Raw genomic sequence first — 24,422 nt, forward strand, 5'->3', positions numbered from 1 at the left:
CATGAATATTCAAGATCTCCCAATTGAAATAAAAGAACATATAGGGGAAGTCCAGAAAATCACTTTTCCTAAGCAAGGTCATACTTCTACTGTGGCTATACTGGATACGTTTGATCAAAAGTACATCATCAAGAAGACAGAAAACGATCTTTATAATGAATGGTTATCCGATGAATATAAGGTGCTCCAATACCTTTACCATACGGGACTCCCTGTTCCAAAGGCATATTCATTTCATATTGAGGACACATCGAGATGGCTTCTGATGGATTACATTGATGGAATAAGTTTAAGAGAATTTCTCTCTAAGATGCCGGACCTCCAAAGTAAAGAAAAAGCGATTTTTAACTTTGGGCTTTGTTTAAAGAAAATACATGAATGCTCTTGTCCTGTTGAATTATTGAACAATAACACTCCTTGGTTAGATACAATGCTTAACAAAGCAGAATATAATCTAACTCACTTTGCTGTAGACGGATCAGAAGAACTACTTCAACAGTTGAAAGAAGGAAGACCAAAACCAATAGAGAACACTTTCATCCATGGAGATTTTACTATTGATAATGTGCTAGTTAATGATTGCAATATTGTTGGAGTTATTGACTGGGCAGGAGCAACTTATGGCGACCCAAGATATGATGTAGCATTAGCCATTAGACCGAAACATAATGCGTTTGATAATGAAAGAGATAGAGAAATATTTTATAACGGATATGGAAAGTTAAAAATAACGGATGAAGAATATAATTATTACGAAGATGGGATATATAACTTCTTTTAGTCTGGCTATAAATTGTTCTTCCAACGTATATTAATCTATCTAGAAGGAGTCGAATAAATGAGCCCTCCAAAACATATCTTATCTGCCGCTGCAATCGTAATCAACGAACAAAATGAATTATTACTTATTAGAGGACCACGAAGAGGATGGGAAATGCCAGGTGGTCAAGTAGAAGAAGGAGAATCCCTAAGTCAAGCTGCGATCAGAGAGACGAAAGAGGAGTCCGGAATCGACATTGAAATCATCAAATTCTGTGGAATATTTCAAAATATCGAAAATTCAATATGTAACACATTATTTCTAGCCAAACCAATAGGAGGAGAATTAACGACATCATTGGAAAGTTTAGAGTCTGGTTTCTTTCCAATTGAAGAAGCCATTTTAAAAGTCGAATGGAAAAACTTCAGAGAAAGAATAGAGTATTGTTTAAAACCTGAGATGCAACCTTTTTGCATTGAGTTCAGTGATAAGAATAATATTTAAGCGTGTTACATATTACAGTGTATTCTCTAATATTACTTTTAATTGCAGATTCATCATAGATATGGGTCTAGGAATAAAGCCGAATATGACCCAGTCAAGAAAGGTAGGGAGGCCAAAGTTTGAGTTCAGGAAAGAAATCTAAACGGCTGGACACTGTTCGTAGTCTCGTTCATGAAATGCTTCTTGAGGAAAGTAATAACAAGGAAGGTATGTTGGTTCATCTTTATGGGGTTTCTAATTTTGCTTCCATGCTTGCTATGAAAAGAGTACAGGATTCGGAAATTACTGCGATTGCAGGGTTACTCCACGGTTTTTATTTCTACAAAACAGGAATCGAAGACTTTCCTGGTCCTAATAGTGCGGATGCTGTTAGACCGATATTACGCAGTGCTGAAATTTTTACGACAGATGAATTGTCTATCATTCTTAAATCAATCTTTTATCAGGAAGATACACATCTAGTTCATGGCCCATATGAAGAAGTTATTAAAGATGCCATACTGTTTCAGATATACTTCCAGAATCCAAATAGAAACTTATCAAAGGCAGAGATAAGTAGAATACAGAATGTATTTACTGAATTGGGGATTTCGAAGGAGAATATAAAAGCAGACGTTAATGTTAATGTGCAAACAGTTCACATAAATACTGAAGAGCGGCGTTCTAAGTTAGCTGATTTAGCAGAAACGCTTGCAAGGCAAAATATTATTGGTACTTCAGGGGATCAACGATATCAGGAAATTTGCAGGTATTGGCCGGATTCTGATATCTGTAAAGTACTTGAAGCCAATTGGTGTGCCGCATTCGTATATCATTGTTGTATGAAAGTTGGAATAAAACTCCCTATTAGATATCCTAATCGAATGTATCGATTAGCTGGGGTGGGTGCTTGGTTGGACTGGGCTCAGCTAGCTGAAACAGAATTCTTTTATCAGGATATGCAAGAAGGATTTGAACCAGAGCGTGGTGATATAGTCATTTATGAGAAGCTCTTAACGGATAATTCTCACGATCACATTGGAATTGTTTTGGCCTGTGACGGTGATCAATTATTGGTTGCAGAGGGGAACACAGACAATAAAAACTACTCTAGCGTTTTATACAGAGAAAGAGGACATTGTATTCTCGGATATATCCGTGTAGATGAAAGCTATCAATTTAATTTTCAAGGAGAGTATAGACCAACTTAGTTGATATACATGGGTGTGCTAGTTTATGTATCTTGAGGTTATGAATTTTATATCAAAAACATAGGAAGATCAATATCAGAAAGGAAGTTCAATCAATGAAACGAGTCGATGTAGTATACTCACTACTAACCAATCCATCCAAATCTAAAGTGCTTGCAGTAAGAAATGTAGGGCGTTCAAGCTGGTCGCTGCCTGGCGGAGCTGTTGAAGCCGATGAATCATGGGAACAAGCAGCAATCAGGGAAGCCAAAGAAGAAACAGGACTTGATGTTGGCGTCCACGGCATTGTAGCAATAAACGAGTGTAAATTTGAAGAAATTAAAGAACATGCCATTTTCATCACATTCAGAGCGGAAATCGTCGGAGGGAGAGAAGAGATATCAAGACCAGATGAAATCTTTGAGATTGCATGGTTGGATATAACACAGGCAGATGAGCTTATGCCTTATTACAAGAACGGCTTTAAAAGCTTACTTAATGGCAATGAGATTACATATTTCAACGAAGGTAACAAGTAATGTTCTGAATGTAGTGTATAAAGGAGGCTATCAGATGAACAAGCACAGTGTTTATGAAACAAACAGCTTCTATTGGGATACAAAAGGGAATGACTTTTTGAGTGCAATCGTGCTTCCAAATTATGGAGCATTTATCTCAGAAGAAAAACACCAACTTTTTGGTGATGTCTCAGGATTAAAGATGTTAGAGGTGGGCTGTGGAAATGGTCAATCCTTGCAGTATCATGGGGATCGCAAAGCAGGTGAGCTATGGGGTATGGATATATCTCAGAAACAGATAGAAAAGACACAACAACACTTGAGGACATACGGTATTTCTGCAACATTGATATGTTCACCCATGGAAGAGGAATGTGGGATTCCTACTAATTATTTTGACGCTGTGTATTCGATTTATGCCATAGGTTGGACAACTGATCTTGAAGGTACTTTCAGCCGAATCGCTTCTTATTTAGAGAAAGATGGCATTTTTATTTTCAGCTGGTCTCATCCAATTCATAGATGTGTCGTTGAAGAAAATGATAGATTTGTCTTCAATAAGCCATATTCTGATGAATCGTGCTATGCGGTATCTCCTGACTTTTGTCATGGTGAATTAACCTTGGCTGATCGTCAACTATCAACCTATATCAATGCGTTAGCGAAAGCGGGATTTGTCATTGAACAAATGATAGAAGAATCCGATGAGGATATCATGCAATTACATAATAATAGCGATAGTCTCCTTAAAAGAGCAAAGATGTTACCTGTATCCTTTGTGATTAAAGCAAGAAAACGGTGATTAAATGAAATGAATCGGAGAGTGGACTATGTTTAAATATCAAATGGATACTGCTACCTATATATCGCTATTATTTATGGGTTGAAAGCAGATCAATGGAGAACGTAATAAATTTTAATTAAAGGAGCTAGTTATGAGAAGATTACCGCTTTTTGTAGTGACAGGCGCGAGCGGAACAGGAAAAACAACGATCTCTTCGCTTGTTCGGAAGCAACTTCCCGAATTTGACGTCTTTGATATGGATATCATCGATAATGTGGATTGGCAGGTTGCCAAAGAGAATTGGTTGAGGATTGCGTATAACATATCGCTAAGTGGACGAGGGACTGTTTTATGCGGAACGATGGTGCCGGAAAACATTGCATCGTCCGATTACATAGATCGATTTGATCGGATTCTATATATGAACTTGCATTGTGACGATGTTACTCGCGAGACGCGTTTAAGAGCCCGTGGGTGGGACGTGAACTTGATTGAAGATCACAAAAGTTTTGCCAACTGGTTACTCCAGAATTCGATAACTGCGTTTGACCCGCCAATGCAAACAATTGATACGACAGAACTTACAGCAGCGGGAGTAGCTGAACAAATTAAAGAATGGGTTTTAAAGAACTGGTGCGAGGAATGAACACCTAAAATAACCTCATAGTTAGATTGAGTGGAGGAACAGGATGCTGCCTTTTCAAGTGAATGAATCTATTGTATTAAAGCTGATCCAATCTCGAGATAGAGATGAGTTGTATGCGTTAATTGATGAGAACAGAAAGTACTTGAGAGCGTGGTTACTCTGGGTTGATAAAAGACAATCGCCCAGCGATTTAGATTCTGTAATAGAAGTATGGACACATAATTATGAAGAGAAAAACGGTTTTGATTCCGGGATATGGTTCAATGAACAATTGGTCGGGATGTTAGGGTTGCATTATATTGATTGGAATAATCGAGCAACGAGCATTGGATATTTTTTAGCTGAGTCAGCACAGGGCAAAGGAATCATTACCAAATCAATAGAGCAATTGCTTAAATACCTCTTTAACGAGTTGAAGTTAAATCGTGTCATTATTCAATGTGCAGAAAACAATTTTAAAAGCAGGGTTATACCTGAGAAAATCGGATTTTCAAATGAAGGTACATCCAGAGAAGCTCAATGGGTCTACGATCATTATGAGAATATTGTGACGTATAGTCTGCTGTCTAGTGAATGGCATACTTAAACGGTAGAGTACATCGTCTGATGAGACGAAGGAGGTCACGAATTGTTTCTCAATGTATTACTTTGGTTGATTATTCTCTGGGTGATCTCCCTTTATTTCAGTTTTCCTAAGAAAGATCGCATGTACACAGTCAATGTGCCAAGCACATATTACATTCAATCTTCAAATCGGTTGGATATTCAGAAAAACTACGAATGCGCTGCATTTTCCAGTGCGTTTGTCTTGAGACATTTCGGTTTGGAGTCCAAGGGAACAAAGCTTTATGAAACCTATCCTCGCAAATTATTGGATGGGACGGTATATCCCAAAGCGGTCGTTGTTTTTTTCAGGAAGCTAGGATATCAGGCAATGTACTTACGTGGAAATGTGAACACGTTGAAGAAGCAGATCAGCCAAGGGGTGCCTGTTATTTTATTTATTAGAGTACATCCCAAACAACGTTATTTGCATTTTGTTCCCGTCGTTGGTTATGATGAAACGCATTTTTACTTGGCAGAATCGTTAGACCACAAGATTAATTGTGATGAAGAATATTACAATCGAAAAACCAGCATAAATGAACTCAACATGTTATGGAGGTCGTGGTTACCTTTTTCTCAAAACTCCTATATCGTCATACACCCGATGCAGATTTAAGACGGCTCTCTTTCAAAGGGCATGATATATTAGCTTTAAACGAACTAATCTGCTTTATTCGGAACGTCTGCGTGGTTAAACCAAGCAACTCATGCCCAAATGGCATGAGTTTTTTTGAACAAATATCGTTACGTAAACCAGCTCGACTCAATTAATGGTTATGAACAATTTAGATCAACCGTATGGGCGGTGTGATATAAATTTTATTGTTTTTCCTGGGAATTAGCTGAGTTTTTTACTAAAATGGTTGTTCGTCCACGCACCTTTTCATTTACATACGTACATTAAACTATGTCTGTAGGGAGGTGTCCGCACTGTGAGTTATTCAGAAGTGAAGAAACGTATGAAGAGAAAAAAGGCAACATTCCATCCGTGTAAAGTTAAAAGAAAAGAACGCCGATTGAAAGTGGTCAAAAAATTCGTTCAAGTAAAATGCCCGCCTCCAGAAGTGAATATATCTACCCCTACTGTTGTTGGCCCAACAGGACCACAGGGTATACAAGGCGTACAGGGCATCCAAGGTATTCCAGGTAAACAAGGGGTTGAAGGGCCACCTGGAGCTCAAGGACCAGCGGGGGGGCCACCTGGACCACAAGGGCCTCAGGGACAGCCAGGTCCTGCTGGAGCGATAGGCTCTCAAGGTCCGGTCGGACCCGCTGGACCCATGGGAGCTCAGGGGATTCCAGGAGAAGCAGGAGCCGTAGGGCCGCAAGGTCCGCAAGGTAATCCAGGTCCTGCAGGTGCCATTGGACCACAAGGTTTCCCGGGTCCCACTGGAGCCACTGGCCCAGCAGGTGCGACAGGAGTAATAGGCACAACAGGAGTAGCTGGTCCTGCTGGAACCACAGGAGTTACAGGTACAACAGGAGTAGCTGGTCCTGCTGGAGCCACAGGAGTTACGGGTACAACAGGAGTAACTGGTCCCGCTGGTGCCACAGGAGTTACAGGTGCGACAGGAGCAGCTGGAGGCGTACTGGGGTTTGCTGACTTTTTCGCGCTGATGCCACCTGATAATGCTGCAACGGTTGCTCCAGGTGCAGATGTTAACTTCCCTCAAGATGGTCCAACAAGTGGAACGACGATCTCTCGCACGGGCCCTAGTTCATTCAATCTGGCAGCCATTGGTACGTATTTAGTTATGTTCCAGGGGAGTATGAATGAAGCTGGGCAACTTATGTTAACACTCAATGGTGCTGATCTTTCCACTTCAGTAGTGGGACGGGCAACAGGTACAAGTCAGATGCCAGGAATGGCTCTCGTGCAAACAACAGTAATAAATTCAATTCTAACCATACGAAATCCAGCCGGTAATTCCACTGCATTAACCATGACGCCTCTTGCAGGCGGAACAAGACCTGTATCGGCACATCTTGTGATCACACAAATAGCGTGAATCCGTTAAGAGGCTAGCAAACTCTCCTCAACTTTATTAAATATGCGTCCACAACGGTAACATGGGTTTGCTTGAACTGAGATAGCAGTGCTTTACCTGAGGCTGTTATCTCAGTTGGAGCGGATAATGGTACAGGAGTAACTACATATCGGATACCCTTTTTATTTTGTGAGGAATGGCAAAAACTTCACCACTAATTATTTTTTCAGTAGTTAATATGATAAAATATTGGAAAAACATCAGAGGTGAGTACATGAAGAACGGACACTGGAGAAAAATAACATGGGTTGTTGCGGCATTATTATTAATCATGATCACGGCTTGCGGCAATAGCAAATTCAATCCAAACGAATTTTCAGAACAGGATCTGGCTGTGACGAAGACCGACAGTGAGGATAAGATTACGTATGGAATGAGTCAGGAAGAGGCGGAGAAAATTCTCGGTGAGGGAACATCAACCGGTGTGGGTCAATCCTATCAATACAATAACGGGATCACGATTGGTTATAGGGATGCCAAAGTCGTTAGTATCATCTTGAACAAGGACTCGAAAGGGTACTTTAAGACGGCTCGCGAGGCAGAGGCGGGGATGACACATCAAGAGATTCTTGATCTGTATGGCAAGGAACATGTTTTGGTCGAATCTGAACGTAATATCGATTATGCCTATCATATTCAGAAGGAAACATTCCTGGATGAGAAGTCGCTGCAAGCGGAAAAAGATGATCTGGCTATCTATCGTGCATCGTTTATGCTGACAAAAGAGGGACAGGTTAATCAGGTTATATTGTCGGATCAACGATTTGCAACAACCTTTAAGTAAAACATGGCTGCCAGGCAGCAGGGTATTAGATAATGAAATAGTACTTATTTTCGTATAAAGCAACCCTTCGGTATTCTGCCGGAGGGTTTTTCCCTTCACATCGTTGGATTTCAATCCGGATAACAAGTTCCTTGTTTACGAGCATATACATTACTGGAGACGGGTCAAGACTCCGGCTGTCCTAAGTTGTATGAACGGAGGGAGAGACATGGGCATTGAATCATCCTGGATGTTTGATTTGTTTGGAACCGTCTTTCCGGTTGTATTTGTTCTGATTATAGGTATAGTTCTTCTGTCGATGGGAAAGGAGGTATGGAGGTGGGGACGCAACAACTCGGAGCCCCTATTGACCGTGCCTTCACGAATCACCAGCAGACGGATGAAGATGAGTCAGTCGCAATCTGAACCGGGCAGTACAGCACGAACGTTATACTACGTCACCTTTGAAGTAGAAAGTGGAGATCGGCTCGAATTCAAAGTCAATGGCGAAGAGTATGGCCTGTGTGCTGAGGGGGATGAAGGACGGCTCTCGTTCAAAGGAACGCGTTATGTAGGCTTCGAGCGATATAATCGCGTATATTCTGAACGCCTACGGGGTTAAACTGAGCAGCTTGCGCCAGAATGGCGTGAGCTTTTTTTGATTATTTACTGGACAAGCGTTTCTTAATGGGCCTAACGTGTTTTTATATAAGAAGAGGCTTAATGAGATTATGATCAAAGGATCATTACCATAGAGGAGGCAATCAATATGTCATTTACAGATCAGGTCGTTGTTGTAACCGGGGCCGCTCAGGGAATAGGACGAAGTGTGGCTGAGGCTTATGCAGTCGCTGGAGCCAAAGTTGTACTTGCCGACTACAAGGAAGCAGAAGGAGCGGCAGCTGCAGCTTCCATTCGTAATGAAGGCGGAGAAGCCATCTTTGTGCAATGTGATGTTCGGAGCGAGCAGGATATTACGAATCTTTTTCGGACAACCGTGGAAGAATTCAAACAAATTGATGTTTTGGTGAATAATGCAGGACTCGCCAAGTGGAAGTCACCCTATGAGCTGACGCTGGAAGAATGGGACGATGTACTCAATACCAATGTGAGAAGTTGCTTTTTGGCGAGTCGGGAAGCAGCCAAACATATGAAAAGCAATGAACACGGGGGTGCCATTATCAACATGGCTTCAACTCGTGCGCTGATGTCTGAGCCGGATACCGAAGCTTATGCCGCATCCAAAGGAGCGATTGTAGCTCTGACGCATGCGCTGGCGGTCTCATTGGGCAAAGACCAAATTCGGGTCAATTGTATCAGTCCGGGATGGATTGAGACAGGTGACGTGGAGAAATTGAAAAAGGAGGATCATGAACAGCATCCCTCCGGTCGTGTGGGTGTTCCTTCGGATATCTCCCGTGCTTGTTTATATTTGTCTGATCCAAGCAATACCTTTGTCACAGGGACCAACCTCGTTATTGATGGAGGCATGACCCGAAAAATGATATATGAGGACTAGAACCGGGATTTAACCGGGCGAGCCCTAAGCTGTCCCAACTTCAGAGTGATAAGCCCAAGTTAAGCACTTGGGCTTATTTGTTTTTAATAACTCGGTTGCTATAATAAATGTGATTTTACAACAGTAGAGGAATGGAGGGAGTATATGTTCGGGAAACAATCCCGGAAGGTATTTTGGCTGTTACTGCTGATCGGAGGGATGATAATGATAGGGAATGAGTCACCTGCTGAAGCTGACGGCGCAGATATACGGGCGGCCTGGGTATGGCAGGCACAGTCTGTTAGCAACGGAGATGAGCTGTTGGCCAATGCAGCTAAACATAAGATAAACAGGCTGTACGTGAATGTAGACCTGACGCTGTCCAAGGAGGTATACCAGACGTTTATAGCCAAAGCAAGCCGTGCAGGTATTGCGGTTGAAGCGCTGGGAGGCGATCCATCCTGGGCACTCAGTGGTCGTGAAGGCCCCATGCTCAGATTAGCGTCGTGGGTAAGTGATTACAATCAAGCTGCTGAGCCCAACGAGCAATTTGATGCCATACATCTGGATATCAAGCCCTATGTGTTACCAGCCTGGAAAGAAGATGCTAAGCCACTGGTACAATCCTGGGTCGCCAATATGAATCTGTTATTTGAGCAAGTGAGACAGGATGGCGCAGTTACAGTGAATATTGACCTGCCATTTTGGCTGGATTCCTATACCGTCACAGGAAATAGAGTTTCTGAGGATGCAGATAACGAACCATTGTCACGTTGGTTCATTGAACAAGTGGAGCATGTCACTTTACTCGCTTACCGTGATAACGCGCAAGGGAACAATGGTATCATACGTTTGATTGAACAGGAAATGAACTGGGCAGATGCTAGCAATGTGAGCGTCACGGTTGGGTTGAACACCAAGCCAATGCCTGGTGAGGAGTTCACGTCATTTGCCGGTAAAGGTGCAGCACAACTGGAAAGTGTTATTGAAGAAGTTGCCTCCGCATTCAGCGAGCATAATTCCTACGCCGGTTCTGCTGTACATGACATCGTATACTGGGGACAACTGGAGCCGTCAGAACTGCCATCACCGGAGAATCCATCCAATCAGCCAGAGATTCGGGGAACGTATATCTGGGAGGCCACTCAGGTGACGAATGACGGCGGAGAGCACATACTAGCGTTTGCTAGAGAGCAGAATATTAACTGGTTGTATGTGCGGTTAGATCTGGATCAACCCTATTCCAGTTATCGCAGTTTTGTGAAACGGGCAAAAGCGCAGGGCATTGAGATCCATGCGATGGGTGGACATCCGATCTGGGGCAAGAAGGAGAATCGTCCACGTATTAAGCGCTTGATTGATTATGTGAAAAACTATAATGCTGAATCCGAGCCGGATGAACGATTTGAAGGCATCCATCTGGATATTGAGCCTTACACATTGCCAGAGTGGGAGAATAGTCGGGACACCTTATTAACCGAATGGGCTGCCAACATTACATTTTTCCAGGAAGAAACAAAGAAGGACAGTGATCTCGAAACAAGCGCAGACCTTGCTGTATGGCTGGATAGCTTCGCGTTGCCAGGAAAGGATACATCTGTGGCTGAATTTATGATCCGTACACTCGATCATGTGTCGCTGATGGCTTTCCGTAACAACGCCGAAGGTTCCAATGGGATTGCTGCTATTGTGAGTCAGGAGATGGAGATCGCGGATCGTTTCGGTAAAAGGTTGATGATTTCGGTTGAAATGAAGCAGAACCACGAAGGTCCTCATATTTCTTTTTATGAAAAAGGGGCAGCGGAGATGGAACTTCAGCTTGCCAAGCTTCCGGATCTGCTGGCCGAATATCAGGCTTATCAAGGCAACATTGTTCATGCCTATGATTATTGGATTGAAGCCAAGCCTTAAACAGGCGAGTATTATAAGAAATGAGTTGCTTCGGGACTTCACCTTGGGTGAGGTTCCGGGCTTTTTTTTATGGAAAAAAGATGGAATCGTGTCACCGAATGGGCTCCTGCACAATACGATGTACGGTGATGAACAGCTGAAACAAGGGAGGAAACAGACTATGGCTGTTATTAAAGCCAACTCAGAGGACGTCAAGCTGCTGGCTAGGCTCATGAGGGCAGAGGCTGAAGGTGACGGCGAACAGGGTATGTTGCTTGTGGGCAATGTAAGTGTGAACCGGGTGCTGGTGGATTGTCTGGATTTTAAGGATATTCGCGATATCAATCGTATGGTATTCCAGAATCCAGGAGGCTACGAGTCAACACAGAAGGGGTACTTTTACCAACGGGCAAGACAGTCCGAGATTCGTCTCGCACAACGGGTGATCAATGGAGAGCGCTTCTGGCCTGCCAGCAATTCATTGTGGTTCTTCCGACCTGTGGCCGAGTGTCCGGCAACGTGGTATGACCAGCAAAATACAGGACGTTTCAAAGCGCATTGTTTCTTCAGTCCTTCAGGCGAAGACTGTCCGGAAGTATATTAAATTTTGGGAGGAATCATCATGATTAATCAGCCTTATCAACCAACAACTCAAACACTGGGTCAGCAAGCAAATTCTGTGATGGGTCAACAAGCCAATTCTCAGGTTCAAGGTACGTCTTACAAAATCGGTAACGGAATGCCTGCCATGTCACCAACGCCAGGGATGGTATCACCAAGCTCCACAAGTGTACCCCCACTCGTATCCAGTGGAAGCCCAATGACACCAACGGGTGCAGTGATTACAACAACAGCTCCACAGTTTGAGCAGTCATACATTGAGAATATTTTACGTCTGAACCTTGGTAAATTCGGTACGTTCTATATGACATATGAAGGCAACAAAGAATGGAACGCTCGCATATTTCAAGGTATTATTGAAGCAGCGGGCCGTGACCATATTATCATCAGTGATCCGAAGACAGGTAGACGAATCATGCTGTTGATGGTCAACTTCGACTATGCTACATTTGATGAGCCGTTGTTGTATCAATATCCGGGCGTAGTAGGCAATTACCCGCAAGCTCCAAGCAGATAATCATTGGCACCTCATGATTTTGATTGATAACTGACATGTCTAACACATACTGATTTACTTCGCTGTCCTGAATGTGGAGGTAATCCGCAGACAGGACAGCTTTTTACATAAACATATATACGAAGGTTACTATAGATTTAGAGTCATACGTAACCTTTTGGGGATAACATGGCACTTATACATGAACAGAACAAGCAGCATGCTTATATGAAGGGAGTCCATAGCATTGAATTCATGGATTGAAGGAGCGATGAAGGGCGAAACCGAAGCTTACGCACAACTGATGTCTCAATATCGCGGGATGGCTCTTGCTGTTGCCTACAATCGTTTAGGAGATACATTTTGGGCTGAAGATGTCGTACAGGAGGCATTTACTGAAGCCTTTGGCAATCTGTCCAAGCTGGAAGCTCCTGAGGCTTTTCCCGGGTGGTTCAAGGTAATCGTGGAGAGGCAGTGTTATCGCTGGCTAAGACGCAAGCAACATACCATGATCCCAGTTCAGGAGCTGGATCATGTATTCCATGAAGAGGATCAGGCGCATAATCCGGAAAAACAAGCGGTGCAAAATGAAATGCATCGTACGCTTCGTGATTCTATTGCAATACTGCCATCATCGATGCGGATTGCTGTTGAACTGTTTTATTTGGAAGGATACTCGCTCAAGGAAATATCGGATTTCCTCGGGGTCAAAGTACCTGCATTAAAGAAAAGATTGTTCGATGCCCGATCCAAACTCAAGCGCTCTATGCCAGTGAGGGATCTGGTCTCTGTATTCAGTGACTTGTATGAAGGGGGAAAAGGATTGTTACACATTATGAATGGGGATCACGCTGCCAATCGTTTAAGAGAGAGTGGAATTCAAGGAGACATCCTGGTATGGAGAGAGTTGTACACGTTCGGCCCGGTAGCCAAAGAGATGGGAGATACAAAGGAGCGGCAGAATCGGGCATCTGTGTTAGAGCAGCAGTTGGGCATTCCACAGGCGGAATACTTGAAGATTAAGGAACTTGAACGCAAGTTGCATTCGTTTCAACAATACAAGGAAATTGTCTTATGGTTCGAATACGATCTCTATGATCAGACGATGTTATCGTATCTGTTACATTATTTCAAAGGACAAGCACTCCAGAATACAAAACTGAATCTGCTCTGTATTGACTCGTATCCAGAGATTGAGCATTTTAGAGGACTGGGACAGCTTACCTCCACACAGATTGAACGTCTGTCCGGTAGTTGGCATGTGATTGAGAAAAACGAGTTACAAGCTGGTGCACAGTTCTGGGAAGCCTATACGTCGACTGATTTCCGGCATCATCTGGATTACTTGCAGGCAGACACTTCTGCGCTACCCTTTGCGAAAGCTGCCTTTAAGGCACATTTGTCCCGTCTGCCATCTGTATCGAACGGTCTGGGACTCATTGAGCAGGCAACACTGGAGACTATTAGAGCAGGTGTGGAGCATCCGTATCCATTATTTCGTGAGGTAGGAGACAAGCTGCATATTCTGGGGATGGGTGATCTTGAATACTGGGCACATCTGAAGCGGATGACAGAAGGACCTCATGCTCTTCTTCAGATGAGCGGTGCAACCACTTTCCCTAATTTCAAGCAGCATGATGAAAAATTCCGTGACGGAGTCCTGTCGCTAACGGCACTCGGAATTCAGGTGTTGAATGGTGAAGTCGATTGGGCACTGCTGAAGCAGGATGAATTCTGGATCGGTGGATTGCATAACGAAAGCGGGGAACGAGCGAAGTGGCGCTGGAATCCCGCTTCGGAAACCTTAGTGGAGATTGAGTCCACATCGTAATCGGCGGATAGAATTTAAGAAAGTAACAGTATTGCAAAAAGAGTATCCAGCCATGCGGAAGCATGAGCGAGGATACTCTCTTTGGTTTGGTTCTGGTAGATCATTGTTTGTGAAATGTTAAAAAAACAGCGTAATCGAGACTTTTGTTAAAGAAAAAAGGCGTTTGTGCCATTTCGTTGTCATAGGACACGGATTGACTGTGTAGTTTAGAATTATATAATAAAAGAAGCATATCTTTTTTATTCGACAGAACAAGGTGGAGGTGGAAGCATTGGGAAGTTGAAATTGCATATGAACGGCAGAATGGCAAATATCCTACATTTTCGAAGGAGGTGGACCTATTTGCCGAAGAATGACGGCGAATAGGATGAAAATTTGAGTGACCCCTTACCGAGTATTTTAAATTTAGTAATCATTGGTTTACTTGTATTGATGAATGGTTTCTTTGTGTCGGCGGAATTTGCGATGGTGAAAGTTCGTGGAAGCCGGATTGAGGCTTTGGTGGAAACAGGCAACAAAAATGCCATCTATGCTTCCAATATCGTACGTAATCTGGATGCATATCTATCAGCTTGCCAACTAGGTATAACTTTGGCTTCACTGGGACTCGGGTGGCTGGGAGAACCGGCAATTGCACATCTGTTAGAGCCCATGTTTACCGCATTTGGACTGGGACCAGTCTACGTTCATGGAATCTCTATTGCCATTGCATTTGTGATTATTACGATCTTGCACATTGTACTGGGAGAACTTGCTCCCAAAACGATGGCAATTCGAAAGTCTGAGACGATCACGTTGTGGTCTGCGGCTTTGCTAACGTTCTTCTACAAGTTAATGTATCCATTCATATGGGCACTGAACGGTATGGCTAACGGCTTGTTGAGACTGTTCCGAATGGCACCAGCTTCGGAGATGGACTCCGCACATAGCGAAGATGAAATACGCATTCTGATGAAAGAAAGCAATAAGAGCGGTTTAATTGATAACACTGAATTAGCACTTGTTGATAATATATTTGATTTTACGGATACAACCGCCCGTGAAATTATGATTCCACGGACGGAGATGATCTGTCTGAATGCCAATGAGTCCATGCTGGAGAATCTGGAGATTGCCAGCGAGAGTATGCGAACAAGGTATCCGGTATATAACGGAGACAAGGATCATATTATCGGCTTTATTCACATTAAGGATCTAATGCGATCCCAACTCACGGATACCATCTCCGTGATCCGGCCCATCCTGGCTGTGCCAGATACCACGCTGATCAGTGATCTGCTCAAGCGTATGCAGCGTAGCAAGACACAGATTGCGATTCTGATTGATGAATACGGGGGAACCTCCGGGCTTGTCACACTTGAAGATATCATGGAAGAGATCGTAGGCGAGATTCAGGATGAATTCGACCATGAGCGTCCTGTCATTGAACAAGTGGATGAGATGGAATACTCTATTGATGGATTGATGCTGATTGAAGAAGTCAGCGAACGATTCGGACTGGAGATGGATCGAGCCGATTACGATACCATCGGGGGCTGGCTGTACTCCAGAGTAGATGCCATTCCACCTGAGGTTGGTCAATCGGTTGAGTATGGGGGTTATGTATTTGTCATTCAAGAGACAGAGCATAAGCGGATTTCCCGAGTAAATGTGATTAAGCTGGAACTGTTGGTTGAAGAAGAAGGCGCGTAGCCGGATCGAAATTGTAACAAATGAAGCTGTATGGTGACGTAATGGTCATCGTACAGCTTTTTTGCATGCTCATGATTCTTTGGGTGCATGAATGACAATATCGGCGTAACGATTCTCCGTGACCAAGCAATTCTCGATAGAAATTCGCTTATAAGTGACGTAAGCATTCTCTCCCGGAGCGAGATCATACTGGATATTCAGCTTTTTTCGAGTGGATTGGGTTGTTGTCGGTGTCTTAATGGTGATGATGGCGTACATAGGCGTATCGACAAAAGTAACCTCGTAAGAATTGTAGTCCCCCACCTTAGTGGTAGATAACACGGGATTTTTCTTAAACTGGGTCAGGTGATCATTCACCATGCCAAGTGTTACGGGTAACACATAAAACAGAAGTACCAGAGGCAGAAGGCAGAAAGCAATCCCGAAAACACGTAAAAATTTGACATGGGAAAGGGTTCGTCCGCTCTGCTTGAGGAAAAGAAAAGCAAGGATGGGGGACAGTACAAGTCCCCAGATCATAAAGGGCAATACATAGCGGTCAATCCCCATGCTTATCCAGCTTTCCCGAGCTGTAGCCAAGAAATATATTAAGGTCCCTGCGGTAAGTGCACTCACCAAGATAACAAGCCAACGTTTGAACGAGCCGGAAACTTCGATATGTAGTTCATTCGGATTGGAGCTGTGACGATGCCTCCTGGATTTAAATTGAAATTTACTCAAGTTATACACCTCATTTGCAAATCTGTTGGTTAATATGGTTTCGTGTATCCATTACCCAATCCATACGGGCTGGAATAATTTAGGTTTCAACCATGCTGGAGATGCATACAAAGACAAAAGACGCTGCCGACAGAAACATCGGAGCGTCTAATTTCTTTTTGAAACCTGTCACCCGATCCGTCCGTTTATACCCTTACACAAAATCAAATATGGAAGCGGAGGATGGATCAATATGCGGAAAATGAAAACGAAGAGTGCAGCATCTATGCTAAAAATAACCCTTGTTGCCTTGTTAATGGTGCCAACAATCCTGGCTATACCTACGTCCGAACCAGCCGTTGCAAGCCCGATGATCAACGTGTCCTCTGGTGCCCTTACAGCTCCGCCACCGCCAGAACCATCCATCCATTCGCTTGCTACCACTCGAGAACTTGGACATATCTATCAAGCGGTCGGTGCAGTTATTCCTGGGGGTGGACTATCAGCTATCGTCAATACCAAGACCATGACATATACAGCAATGAAGACACTTTCCGTAGATTATCGACTTGAGCGCTGGACAGGAACAGCATGGGTAACTTTTAAAACGAATTCCAACAATGCAACGAATACAAACTTACTGAATGCCACATCGGATTGGACCGTTATGCCAGGATATTATTATCGCGTTACCAGTATTCATACAGCGTATGATGGAAGCACCACGGATACAAGCAAACATGTCTCTGGCACCGTGTTATTCTGATCTTATCGGCGGGTGCTGCCGGGGAACTTCTGCTCTTGAAAATCGTTGGCAATAGCAGTCATTTCTTCTTCCGAAAGGGTGCCAAACAGACTCATATTGTTGGAACCCATCATCCACTGAAAGGAGTTATAGGGTGGGCCGATATACATCAGTGCTTCCGAGCCATCCGCCAGCTTTACGGTGCTCATATCACGAAGCATGGCCCCTTCGATTTTCTCACCAGGCATGACATGGACATAATCAAACTGGATAATCTCATCCTCTATGCTCTTGCCTTCACTGGTATATTGAACTCTCATTTGTGTGGACTCATAATAATCGTCTGGATTCACAGGGTTTTCAGTATCGATCACGAGTTCGAATTTGACCTTGTTGAATCGCTCGGGAATGGCCTTGGATAACAGAAAGTCACCCATGAACCCATCGCGTGCAATCTCTTCCGTAACAAGTACTGGACGAAACAGATGGCTCGATAACTCATACGAAGGTGTATTAAGAGCCTCTTCTTCCTGTACTTTAAGAATGTCGTCTAAGCTGGTTTCCGGTGGTGGAGGCGTTTTGGCTGTTGACGGATCAGCCCCCAGATGGGTCGTGCGATCCTCGATGACAATGGATTTCATGCCATTACCCCAATCCTTGATGGATTGCACAAAAGGGGATACCGCTTGCGTACCGGACGGCAGGCTGAAAATAACGGCTCCGATGGTCACGGACGCAGCTACGACGACTGAAAGTCGCAAGGTACGTATTCTTTTTTTACGTAAACCGATTCTGTTAATTTCCCTGTTTACCTTCTGCCAGGATTGCTGCATGGATTCGGTATGGGAGGCGGAAGGGGCAGAGACGGCCTGATGGAAAGCTTCATCAAAAGCCAGGTCAAACGCAGCGTCGAAATATTCGTCTTCCAGCTCTGAATCGAATCGCTCCACGTTTTTATCGGACTTGCCTTTGCTCAATGCTTCCACCCCATTCCTTATGTAATTTCTTCTTGATACTGCCACGGGCTCTGAACAAACGTTGCTTCACAATGTCTTCCGAGGTATCCAGCAGTTCGGCCATCTCTCGGTAGGAGAGACCTTTTTTCCACCGTAACTCGACCAATACACGATATTCCGGTTTGAGCTGTCTGAGATAATATTCAATGGACTCTTCCATCATCTGCGTTTCTACCATGCTTTCCACGGAAGCCGCGGTCTGATTCATCGTCTCCATATCTATAAAAACACTATCCGTATCCAATTGGTTACGGTTATTTTTATTTTTTCTCAGATAATTAATAGCTGTGTTCCGTGTGACGACCTTGAGCCAGGCTTTCAGTTTGACCTCGTCTTCAAAGATGGGTTTGTTTTTAATGATTTTGATAAAAGCTTCCTGAATAATATCTTCTGCTGCAGCACGCTCCTTGATGATATAAACGATAAGACCATGTACCATATTATAATATTCATAATACACTTCTTCTTGAAGTGCAGAGCCTAAATTATGGAAATCTGAGGCTAGTAATAACTGGAGCCGATTGGCCATGATGTTCTCCTTTCTGGTGAACAATCCACAAACATTGGTATCATTACATTTTACAACATAATATGGAAACGATACAATGGGAGGTTGGTCCGGGAAAAACCAGATGAGGGAAGTATGTATAACATGCGGGAAAGTTGGCTGAAAATTAATAAAAGGCCGTCTCGCCAACCATGATACATGGTTGCAAGACAGCCTTTTCGACTGTTCAGAGAACATACATTACGGGAGATAACTCTCCGTGATCAGCTAAAACGCCCAGTCTCCCTTAAGGAAGATGGCTTCACGTTCGCCGTTTGCCGTGATACCGTAGATGTCCGTCTCGGGAGAGCCCATCATGAAGTCCACATGGGTGATGCTGGTGTTCATGCCACGGGCTGCAAGCTCTTCAGGAGACATCGTTTTGCCACCTTCGATATTAAATGCATAGGAACTGCCAATCGCAAGATGGCACGACGCATTCTCATCATACAGTGTAGTGTAATACAGGATACCACTCTCAGAGATCGGTGAATGGAAGGGAACCAAAGCGACTTCGCCGAGGTAATGAGATCCTTCATCCATGGAAATGAGTCTTTCCAGCGTATCTTGACCTTCTTCAGCATGAAAATCAATGATACGTCCGTTCTCAAATGTGAGTGAAAAACGATCAATGATACTGCCGCCATAGCTGAGTGGTTTGGTGCTGGACACCTTGCCATTAACGCCATGTTTGGCTGGAGCGGTGAATACTTCCTCTGTCGGGATATTCGCGACAAAAGGGGTACCTTGCTCATTCACGCTACCTGCCTGCGCCCAGATATGACCTTCTGGAAGCTCGACAGTAAGATCCGTCCCTAGGGAGAGGAAGTGCAATGCTTGATACTTCTTGTTGTTCAGGGCAACGGCTTTGGTCTCCAGTCGTTCAATATGCTGTTCCCAAGCCGCTACAGGGTCCTCCAGATCGGCTCTCACTGCAGCAAAAATGGCTTCCCACAGCTGGCTAACCTGCTCGGCTGCCGGGAGATCCGGGAATACTTTGGCTGCCCAATCGGGGGAAGGACAAGCCACACCAGTCCAGCTCATTTTATCCGCCTGTTGATACTGACGGTACTTGGCCATCGCCTGACCATTTGTACGCTGATGGGTGGAAATCCGCTCCGGGTCAATACCTTTCATCAGGTCTGGGCTGGATGACAATACGGTCAGAAAGGCTGCATTATTGGCCGCAAGTTCTTCAAGCTCCGCTGCATGCCATTTCGGCGGCTCTTGGAAGGATTCCTCAGGGGCCATCTCAAACCGCAATCGATTGACAGTTTCATCTCCGTATTTTACAATCACCTGCTTGGCTCCAGCTTCATATCCCTTACGTACCAGCAAACGTACAAATTCAGCGGTATCAATCATCGCAGAGATGACAAATACTTGCCCTGGCTGCACGTTAGCACCTACTTTTACAGCGAGTTCTGCGTAACGATCCAGTTTTTGTTCAAAACTTAACATATGAGTTCCCTCCAATTGTTGAATTTTTGACCTGTTGACGCAGGAAAAGAGAGGAGTAATCTCCTCTCTCCTAAATCACATCAAACGGGATTAATATGCCCAGTTTCCTTGCAGGAAGATTGGCTCTTCCGCACCTTCGGAGGTCACACCGTGGATGTTCATTTCTCCGGATCCAATCATGAAGTCTACATGAGTGAGACTGGAATTCATGCCACGTTCAATCAGCTCTTCTTTGGACATCGTTTTACCACCTTCCAGACAGAAGGCATAGGCATTACCAATCGCCAAATGGTTGGAGGCATTTTCATCAAATAGAGTATTGTAGAACAAAATATTCGTATCCGAAATTGGGGACTGATGTGGAACGAGGGCTACTTCACCCAGATAGTGTGCGCCTTCATCCATCTCGATCAGGTTTTTGAGTGCATCGAGACCTTGATCGGCGGTATAGTCAACAATTCGGCCGTTCTCGAATGTTAGTGAGAAACCGTCAATCAGGTTGCCGCCGTAGCTCAGTGGTTTCGTGCTTCGCACTGTACCGTTAACACCCGTTTTCAGCGGAGCCGTGAATACTTCTTCCGTAGGCATATTGGCAATAAAGACATGTCCTTGCTCATTCACACTTCCACCGGATACCCAGATGTGGCCTTCTGGAAGTTCAATGGTCAAGTCTGTGCCTGGAGCTGTATAGTGAAGCTTCTTGTATTTTTTGTTGTTCAACAGATCAGCGCGGGAATCCAGGTTTTGCAAATGGGTTTTCCATTCGGCAACAGCATCCTGCTCACCGATCCGTACTGTTTTGAAAATGACATCCCACAGGCGGTCCACTTGTTGTGCTTCCGGCAGATCCGGAAACACTTTAGCTGCCCATTCCGGAGAAGGAACGGCCACGATAGACCAGCTGAATTTGTCAGCCATCTGATAAGAACGATATTTTTCGAGCGCTTTGCCGCGCACTTTTTGGCTGGTAATAATGCGTTCCTGCGCTACACCGTTCAGCAGATCCGGATTTTCAGCGATGACGTGCAGAATAGCGGCACCTTCTTCAACGAGTTCAGTCATTTCAGCTGCAAACCATTTCGGTTCAATGGAGAAGGCTTCATCAGGTGCAAGATCGTAATGAAGACGTGTAACAGTTTCATCACTCCAGTTTACTTTGACCAATTTCGCACCTTTACCGTAAGCTGCTTTGACAATCAGTCGTACAAAATGTGCTGCCGAGATTGGAGCATTAACCACGAGTGTCTGTCCAGGATGGACATTGACACCGACTTGTACAGCCAGTTCAGCATATTGCTGCAGATTCGTTTCAAAATTATTCATGCTATTTTTTCCTCCAATGTGATAATAATATCGTAGCTTGTTGGCTATTATGGTACTGAAAACGGACCTTTTGAACACGTATTATAATCCTCATTACAACTATGTAAGGACTCAGAATGGTTCCTTCATTGAATAAGGTATACGTTGCTACGTTATATATTGTACAATTAACCAATAATAATTACCAAACTAGGTTTACCAGAAATGTTGGAGACCGACTGTAGATGAAAGATTAAAGGAGAGAATGATTGTGAATATTGAAATTATAAGTGCTGAAATGCGCCGTGAAGGTGAAAAAGGATACGTGGGAAATACCGTTTACCGCACAGAAGGCGAAAAGTCAGTATATGAGATTACCTTCATGAGCAAGAACGGAAAAGATTGGGACTATAGCTTGCATTTCACGGAGCAATCCGGTGATGAAGAAGAGTTACTGCGTATGGACGAGTTGCTTGAAAATGATGACGATCTCTACAATCAATTGCTCGATGCTGCTTTGGAGGCATTTCCGGCTTAACTGGCCGAGATGTTCTTGTTCTATTGTGTTGTGTCGATGACTATACTAGACGGTGTATGCCCGAAACAGGGTGTATACCGTCTATTTTATTGGAAATGTTGAATAGATGATCCAGAAAAGGGAAGTCTACGAGATGAATGGAACCAGAGAGACAATCCGCCTAATGGGAGGTAACCGTGAATGGCATCTGACAATCTGATTACAGAAGGGTTGACGGGACTTGAAGAAGTCGCGCCCGATATTCTCAGTCTACGTACACTATTCGTTAATGTCGTGTTCATCGGAGTGCCAGGAAGCAGGAACTGGGTCCTCGTGGACACCGGAATGGCGAGGTTCACAGATCATATTGTTCAGCTTGCAACAGAACGATTTCAAGGTCCGCCGTCTGCGATCATTTTGACGCATGGTCACTTCGACCATGTAGGAACCGTTATTGAGCTGGAACAATTCTGGGGTGTGCCAGTGTATGCTCATCCACTTGAAATTCCGTATTTAACGGGATTAAAAGATTACCCGCCAGCGGACCCTTCTGTAGGTGGGGGTTTAATGTCCAGGTTGTCATTCGCTTATCCCAATGAGGCAATCAATCTGGATGATCGGATATTCAGTTTACCCAAAGATCATTCCGTTCCAGGTCTATCAGGATGGGAGTGGGTGCACACGCCAGGTCATACGCCTGGACATGTGTCGCTGTTTCGAGAAGCAGACCGTTTGTTAATTGCGGGAGACGCGATCATCACAGTGAAGCAGGAGTCGCTGTGGAGTGTGTTGCTTCAGGACAAACAGTTGCATGGCCCACCTTCCTATTTTACAACCGATTGGCAGGCCGCTCATCAATCTGTACAGCATATAAGGCATCTGGAGCCGAAACTTGCGATTACCGGGCATGGGCATGCCTTGAGCGGAGATATGCTGAGTGAATCCTTGAAGCGGCTTGATTTGGACTTTGAAGAGAGCACTGTGCCGGATCACGGCAAATATGTGGATTAATTGAACCATCATATGAAAGACAGCCCTATGAAAGACAGTAGAGACAGCCGTAACGTATTACAGCTGTCTTTTTCCTGTCTTTTTTGTCTTTCTATTATGAATTTGTTCTCTATCATAGATTGGTATTTTGCGCTCGGGCATGATATAGTCGAGCCGTATAATATAACCTAGGTATGCAGGAGGTACATATAACGATGACACAGCAAAATGCAGCATTTGAAGAACAATTTGGAGGGATTCCGGCCGTTTGGCTTCGTTTTAATCAGTTTGAAGCGGCAGTTATTCCAAGCGTGGGTGCCAACCTCGTTGCTTTCCGTGATACAGAAAAGGGTTTCCGTTACTTGAGAGAGCCGAATCAGGATCAAATGGATGAGTTTATGGCTGCACCTGCGGTCTATGGAATTCCGATTCTTTCTCCACCGAACCGTTATGAGGATGGACGTTTCCCCTGGAATGGTAAAGTCTATCAGTTGCCTGTGAACGAACCGGCTACGGGTAACCATTTGCATGGATTTTTGCATGATGCCGAGTGGAAGGTCGAGGGATACGGTTCTGATCAGCTGGAGAGCTATGTGTTGCTTAGCCAAGACGTGAAAGAAGGGCATACATTCCATCAGTACCTGCCGTTTACGTTTACGGTGACGCTTCGTTACTCTTTGAGCAGCCAAGGACTTCAGCAACAATTGATCGTTCGCAACAACGGGACTGAATACATGCCGAATTTGTTTGCATTCCACACGGCGATTGCTGTACCTTTTGCACCGGACAGTCAGGCCTCGGATTACACGGCCAAAGTTACGATTGGACAACGTCGTGAATTGAATGAGCGTTCCCTGCCAACAGGACAATTTCAACCGCTTACACCTGAGGAAGAACAATTGAAGAAAGACGGGGTTAGTCCGTTCTTTGCTGCCATGGATAATCATTACACTGCGGAACCGCAGAATGGACGTAACTATATGGAACTTACGGACAACCGTACTGGAGACAAACTGGTATATGATGTGGGTACATCCTACAAGCACTGGATGATCTGGAATAATAACATGGGTGGCGAATTCTTCTGTCCTGAACCACAGATGAACCTGGTTAACGCTCCTAATGTTGAAGGCATACCTGCAGAAGAAATCGGATTGATCGGTTTGGAACCAGGTGAACTATTCGAACAGAGCAGCCGATTGTATCCAATTGCGTCACAAAAATAATTCACGTTCATTTTGCGCTACGCTTACAATTTTGTCGAAAAGGTGAAAACCTGCTCGTAAATCATGTATAATATGACGAGATACACAAGCTTT

26 protein-coding genes are annotated in these 24,422 nt (G+C 44.2%); 21 read left to right on the top strand and 5 right to left on the bottom strand.

Going from position 1 to position 24,422, the window contains the following annotated elements; translation table 11 throughout:
- Window position 1: 1 nt before the first annotated feature.
- The 17 genes from ACDJ59_RS08370 (at window position 2) to ACDJ59_RS08450 (ending at window position 15,826) form a co-directional block, all read left to right on the top strand.
- Window positions 2–781 carry a phosphotransferase gene (locus ACDJ59_RS08370; protein ID WP_413408337.1) on the top strand — a complete coding sequence of 260 codons (780 nt, stop codon included), beginning with the start codon at window positions 2–4 and terminating at the stop codon, window positions 779–781.
- Between the two features lie 57 nt (window positions 782–838).
- Window positions 839–1,264, top strand: a complete 426-nt coding sequence (locus ACDJ59_RS08375; protein WP_340914311.1) for an NUDIX hydrolase — start codon at window positions 839–841, stop codon at window positions 1,262–1,264.
- Window positions 1,265–1,383: 119 nt separating this feature from the next.
- Window positions 1,384–2,454: a CHAP domain-containing protein gene (locus tag ACDJ59_RS08380; protein ID WP_405169880.1), complete on the top strand. Its 1,071-nt coding sequence runs from the start codon at window positions 1,384–1,386 to the stop codon at window positions 2,452–2,454.
- Between the two features lie 95 nt (window positions 2,455–2,549).
- Window positions 2,550–2,972 carry an NUDIX hydrolase gene (locus tag ACDJ59_RS08385; protein WP_413408339.1) on the top strand — a complete coding sequence of 141 codons (423 nt, stop codon included), beginning with the start codon at window positions 2,550–2,552 and terminating at the stop codon, window positions 2,970–2,972.
- Between the two features lie 34 nt (window positions 2,973–3,006).
- Window positions 3,007–3,753 carry a class I SAM-dependent methyltransferase gene (locus ACDJ59_RS08390; protein ID WP_413408340.1) on the top strand — a complete coding sequence of 249 codons (747 nt, stop codon included), beginning with the start codon at window positions 3,007–3,009 and terminating at the stop codon, window positions 3,751–3,753.
- 133 nt (window positions 3,754–3,886) lie between these two features.
- On the top strand, window positions 3,887–4,381 hold the full coding sequence (locus ACDJ59_RS08395) for an AAA family ATPase (protein WP_413408341.1): 495 nt from the start codon (window positions 3,887–3,889) through the stop codon (window positions 4,379–4,381).
- A 43-nt stretch (window positions 4,382–4,424) separates the two neighbouring features.
- The gene (locus ACDJ59_RS08400; RefSeq protein WP_253437016.1) at window positions 4,425–4,967 is read left to right on the top strand and encodes a GNAT family N-acetyltransferase; all 543 of its coding nucleotides are present in this window, start codon (window positions 4,425–4,427) and stop codon (window positions 4,965–4,967) included.
- A 42-nt stretch (window positions 4,968–5,009) separates the two neighbouring features.
- A complete protein-coding gene (locus ACDJ59_RS08405) occupies window positions 5,010–5,603 on the top strand; it encodes a C39 family peptidase (protein WP_413408342.1) in 594 nt (197 codons plus the stop codon).
- Window positions 5,604–5,919: 316 nt separating this feature from the next.
- Window positions 5,920–6,996: a collagen-like protein gene (locus ACDJ59_RS08410; protein WP_413408343.1), complete on the top strand. Its 1,077-nt coding sequence runs from the start codon at window positions 5,920–5,922 to the stop codon at window positions 6,994–6,996.
- A 253-nt stretch (window positions 6,997–7,249) separates the two neighbouring features.
- A complete protein-coding gene (locus ACDJ59_RS08415) occupies window positions 7,250–7,819 on the top strand; it encodes a hypothetical protein (protein WP_413408345.1) in 570 nt (189 codons plus the stop codon).
- 208 nt (window positions 7,820–8,027) lie between these two features.
- The gene (locus tag ACDJ59_RS08420) at window positions 8,028–8,420 is read left to right on the top strand and encodes a DUF2500 domain-containing protein (RefSeq protein WP_017688132.1); all 393 of its coding nucleotides are present in this window, start codon (window positions 8,028–8,030) and stop codon (window positions 8,418–8,420) included.
- Window positions 8,421–8,567: 147 nt separating this feature from the next.
- Window positions 8,568–9,317: a glucose 1-dehydrogenase gene (locus ACDJ59_RS08425; protein WP_017688133.1), complete on the top strand. Its 750-nt coding sequence runs from the start codon at window positions 8,568–8,570 to the stop codon at window positions 9,315–9,317.
- A gap of 204 nt (window positions 9,318–9,521) precedes the next feature.
- Window positions 9,522–11,207 (top strand): hypothetical protein, encoded by a 1,686-nt coding sequence (locus tag ACDJ59_RS08430; RefSeq protein WP_413408347.1) that lies wholly within the window; start codon window positions 9,522–9,524, stop codon window positions 11,205–11,207.
- Window positions 11,208–11,367: 160 nt separating this feature from the next.
- On the top strand, window positions 11,368–11,790 hold the full coding sequence (locus ACDJ59_RS08435) for a cell wall hydrolase (RefSeq protein ID WP_076217086.1): 423 nt from the start codon (window positions 11,368–11,370) through the stop codon (window positions 11,788–11,790).
- Window positions 11,791–11,865: 75 nt separating this feature from the next.
- Entirely contained in the window at window positions 11,866–12,324 is a 459-nt protein-coding gene (gene gerQ, locus ACDJ59_RS08440) for a spore coat protein GerQ (RefSeq protein ID WP_036673979.1), read from the top strand.
- 226 nt (window positions 12,325–12,550) lie between these two features.
- Window positions 12,551–14,134 carry a sigma-70 family RNA polymerase sigma factor gene (locus tag ACDJ59_RS08445; protein WP_413408348.1) on the top strand — a complete coding sequence of 528 codons (1,584 nt, stop codon included), beginning with the start codon at window positions 12,551–12,553 and terminating at the stop codon, window positions 14,132–14,134.
- A 375-nt stretch (window positions 14,135–14,509) separates the two neighbouring features.
- The gene (locus ACDJ59_RS08450; protein ID WP_036613746.1) at window positions 14,510–15,826 is read left to right on the top strand and encodes a hemolysin family protein; all 1,317 of its coding nucleotides are present in this window, start codon (window positions 14,510–14,512) and stop codon (window positions 15,824–15,826) included.
- Window positions 15,827–15,895: 69 nt separating this feature from the next.
- On the opposite strand, the gene ACDJ59_RS08455 is transcribed toward ACDJ59_RS08450, so the two are convergent.
- A complete protein-coding gene (locus ACDJ59_RS08455) occupies window positions 15,896–16,546 on the bottom strand; it encodes a hypothetical protein (RefSeq protein ID WP_413408349.1) in 651 nt (216 codons plus the stop codon).
- A 232-nt stretch (window positions 16,547–16,778) separates the two neighbouring features.
- Between ACDJ59_RS08455 and ACDJ59_RS08460 the strand changes: the two genes are divergently transcribed.
- The gene (locus ACDJ59_RS08460) at window positions 16,779–17,291 is read left to right on the top strand and encodes a hypothetical protein (RefSeq protein WP_413408351.1); all 513 of its coding nucleotides are present in this window, start codon (window positions 16,779–16,781) and stop codon (window positions 17,289–17,291) included.
- Window positions 17,292–17,293: 2 nt separating this feature from the next.
- Here ACDJ59_RS08460 and ACDJ59_RS08465 read toward each other — a convergent pair whose 3' ends face one another.
- From ACDJ59_RS08465 to ACDJ59_RS08480, 4 genes are all read right to left on the bottom strand, one after another.
- Window positions 17,294–18,247, bottom strand: a complete 954-nt coding sequence (locus tag ACDJ59_RS08465; RefSeq protein WP_413408352.1) for a hypothetical protein — start codon at window positions 18,245–18,247, stop codon at window positions 17,294–17,296.
- On the bottom strand, window positions 18,225–18,815 hold the full coding sequence (locus ACDJ59_RS08470; RefSeq protein ID WP_017688141.1) for an RNA polymerase sigma factor: 591 nt from the start codon (window positions 18,813–18,815) through the stop codon (window positions 18,225–18,227). Before ACDJ59_RS08470 ends, ACDJ59_RS08465 begins: the two co-directional genes overlap by 23 nt.
- Before the next feature lie 246 nt (window positions 18,816–19,061).
- On the bottom strand, window positions 19,062–20,294 hold the full coding sequence (locus ACDJ59_RS08475; protein ID WP_413408353.1) for an aminopeptidase: 1,233 nt from the start codon (window positions 20,292–20,294) through the stop codon (window positions 19,062–19,064).
- Window positions 20,295–20,384: 90 nt separating this feature from the next.
- Entirely contained in the window at window positions 20,385–21,617 is a 1,233-nt protein-coding gene (locus ACDJ59_RS08480; protein WP_413408354.1) for an aminopeptidase, read from the bottom strand.
- Window positions 21,618–21,861: 244 nt separating this feature from the next.
- On the opposite strand from ACDJ59_RS08480, the gene ACDJ59_RS08485 reads away from it, so the two are divergent.
- The 3 genes from ACDJ59_RS08485 to ACDJ59_RS08495 all read left to right on the top strand — a co-directional run bounded on the left by ACDJ59_RS08485 (window position 21,862) and on the right by ACDJ59_RS08495 (window position 24,329).
- The gene (locus ACDJ59_RS08485; protein WP_047843332.1) at window positions 21,862–22,134 is read left to right on the top strand and encodes a hypothetical protein; all 273 of its coding nucleotides are present in this window, start codon (window positions 21,862–21,864) and stop codon (window positions 22,132–22,134) included.
- Between the two features lie 180 nt (window positions 22,135–22,314).
- Complete coding sequence (locus ACDJ59_RS08490; protein WP_413408355.1) at window positions 22,315–23,124, top strand: MBL fold metallo-hydrolase; 810 nt, start codon at window positions 22,315–22,317, stop codon at window positions 23,122–23,124.
- 194 nt (window positions 23,125–23,318) lie between these two features.
- Complete coding sequence (locus tag ACDJ59_RS08495) at window positions 23,319–24,329, top strand: aldose 1-epimerase (RefSeq protein ID WP_076250330.1); 1,011 nt, start codon at window positions 23,319–23,321, stop codon at window positions 24,327–24,329.
- The last annotated feature ends 93 nt before the right edge of the window (window positions 24,330–24,422 follow it).

Source organism: Paenibacillus amylolyticus (assembly GCF_047302515.1).
Taxonomy (GTDB): Bacteria; Bacillota; Bacilli; order Paenibacillales; family Paenibacillaceae; genus Paenibacillus; species Paenibacillus amylolyticus_G.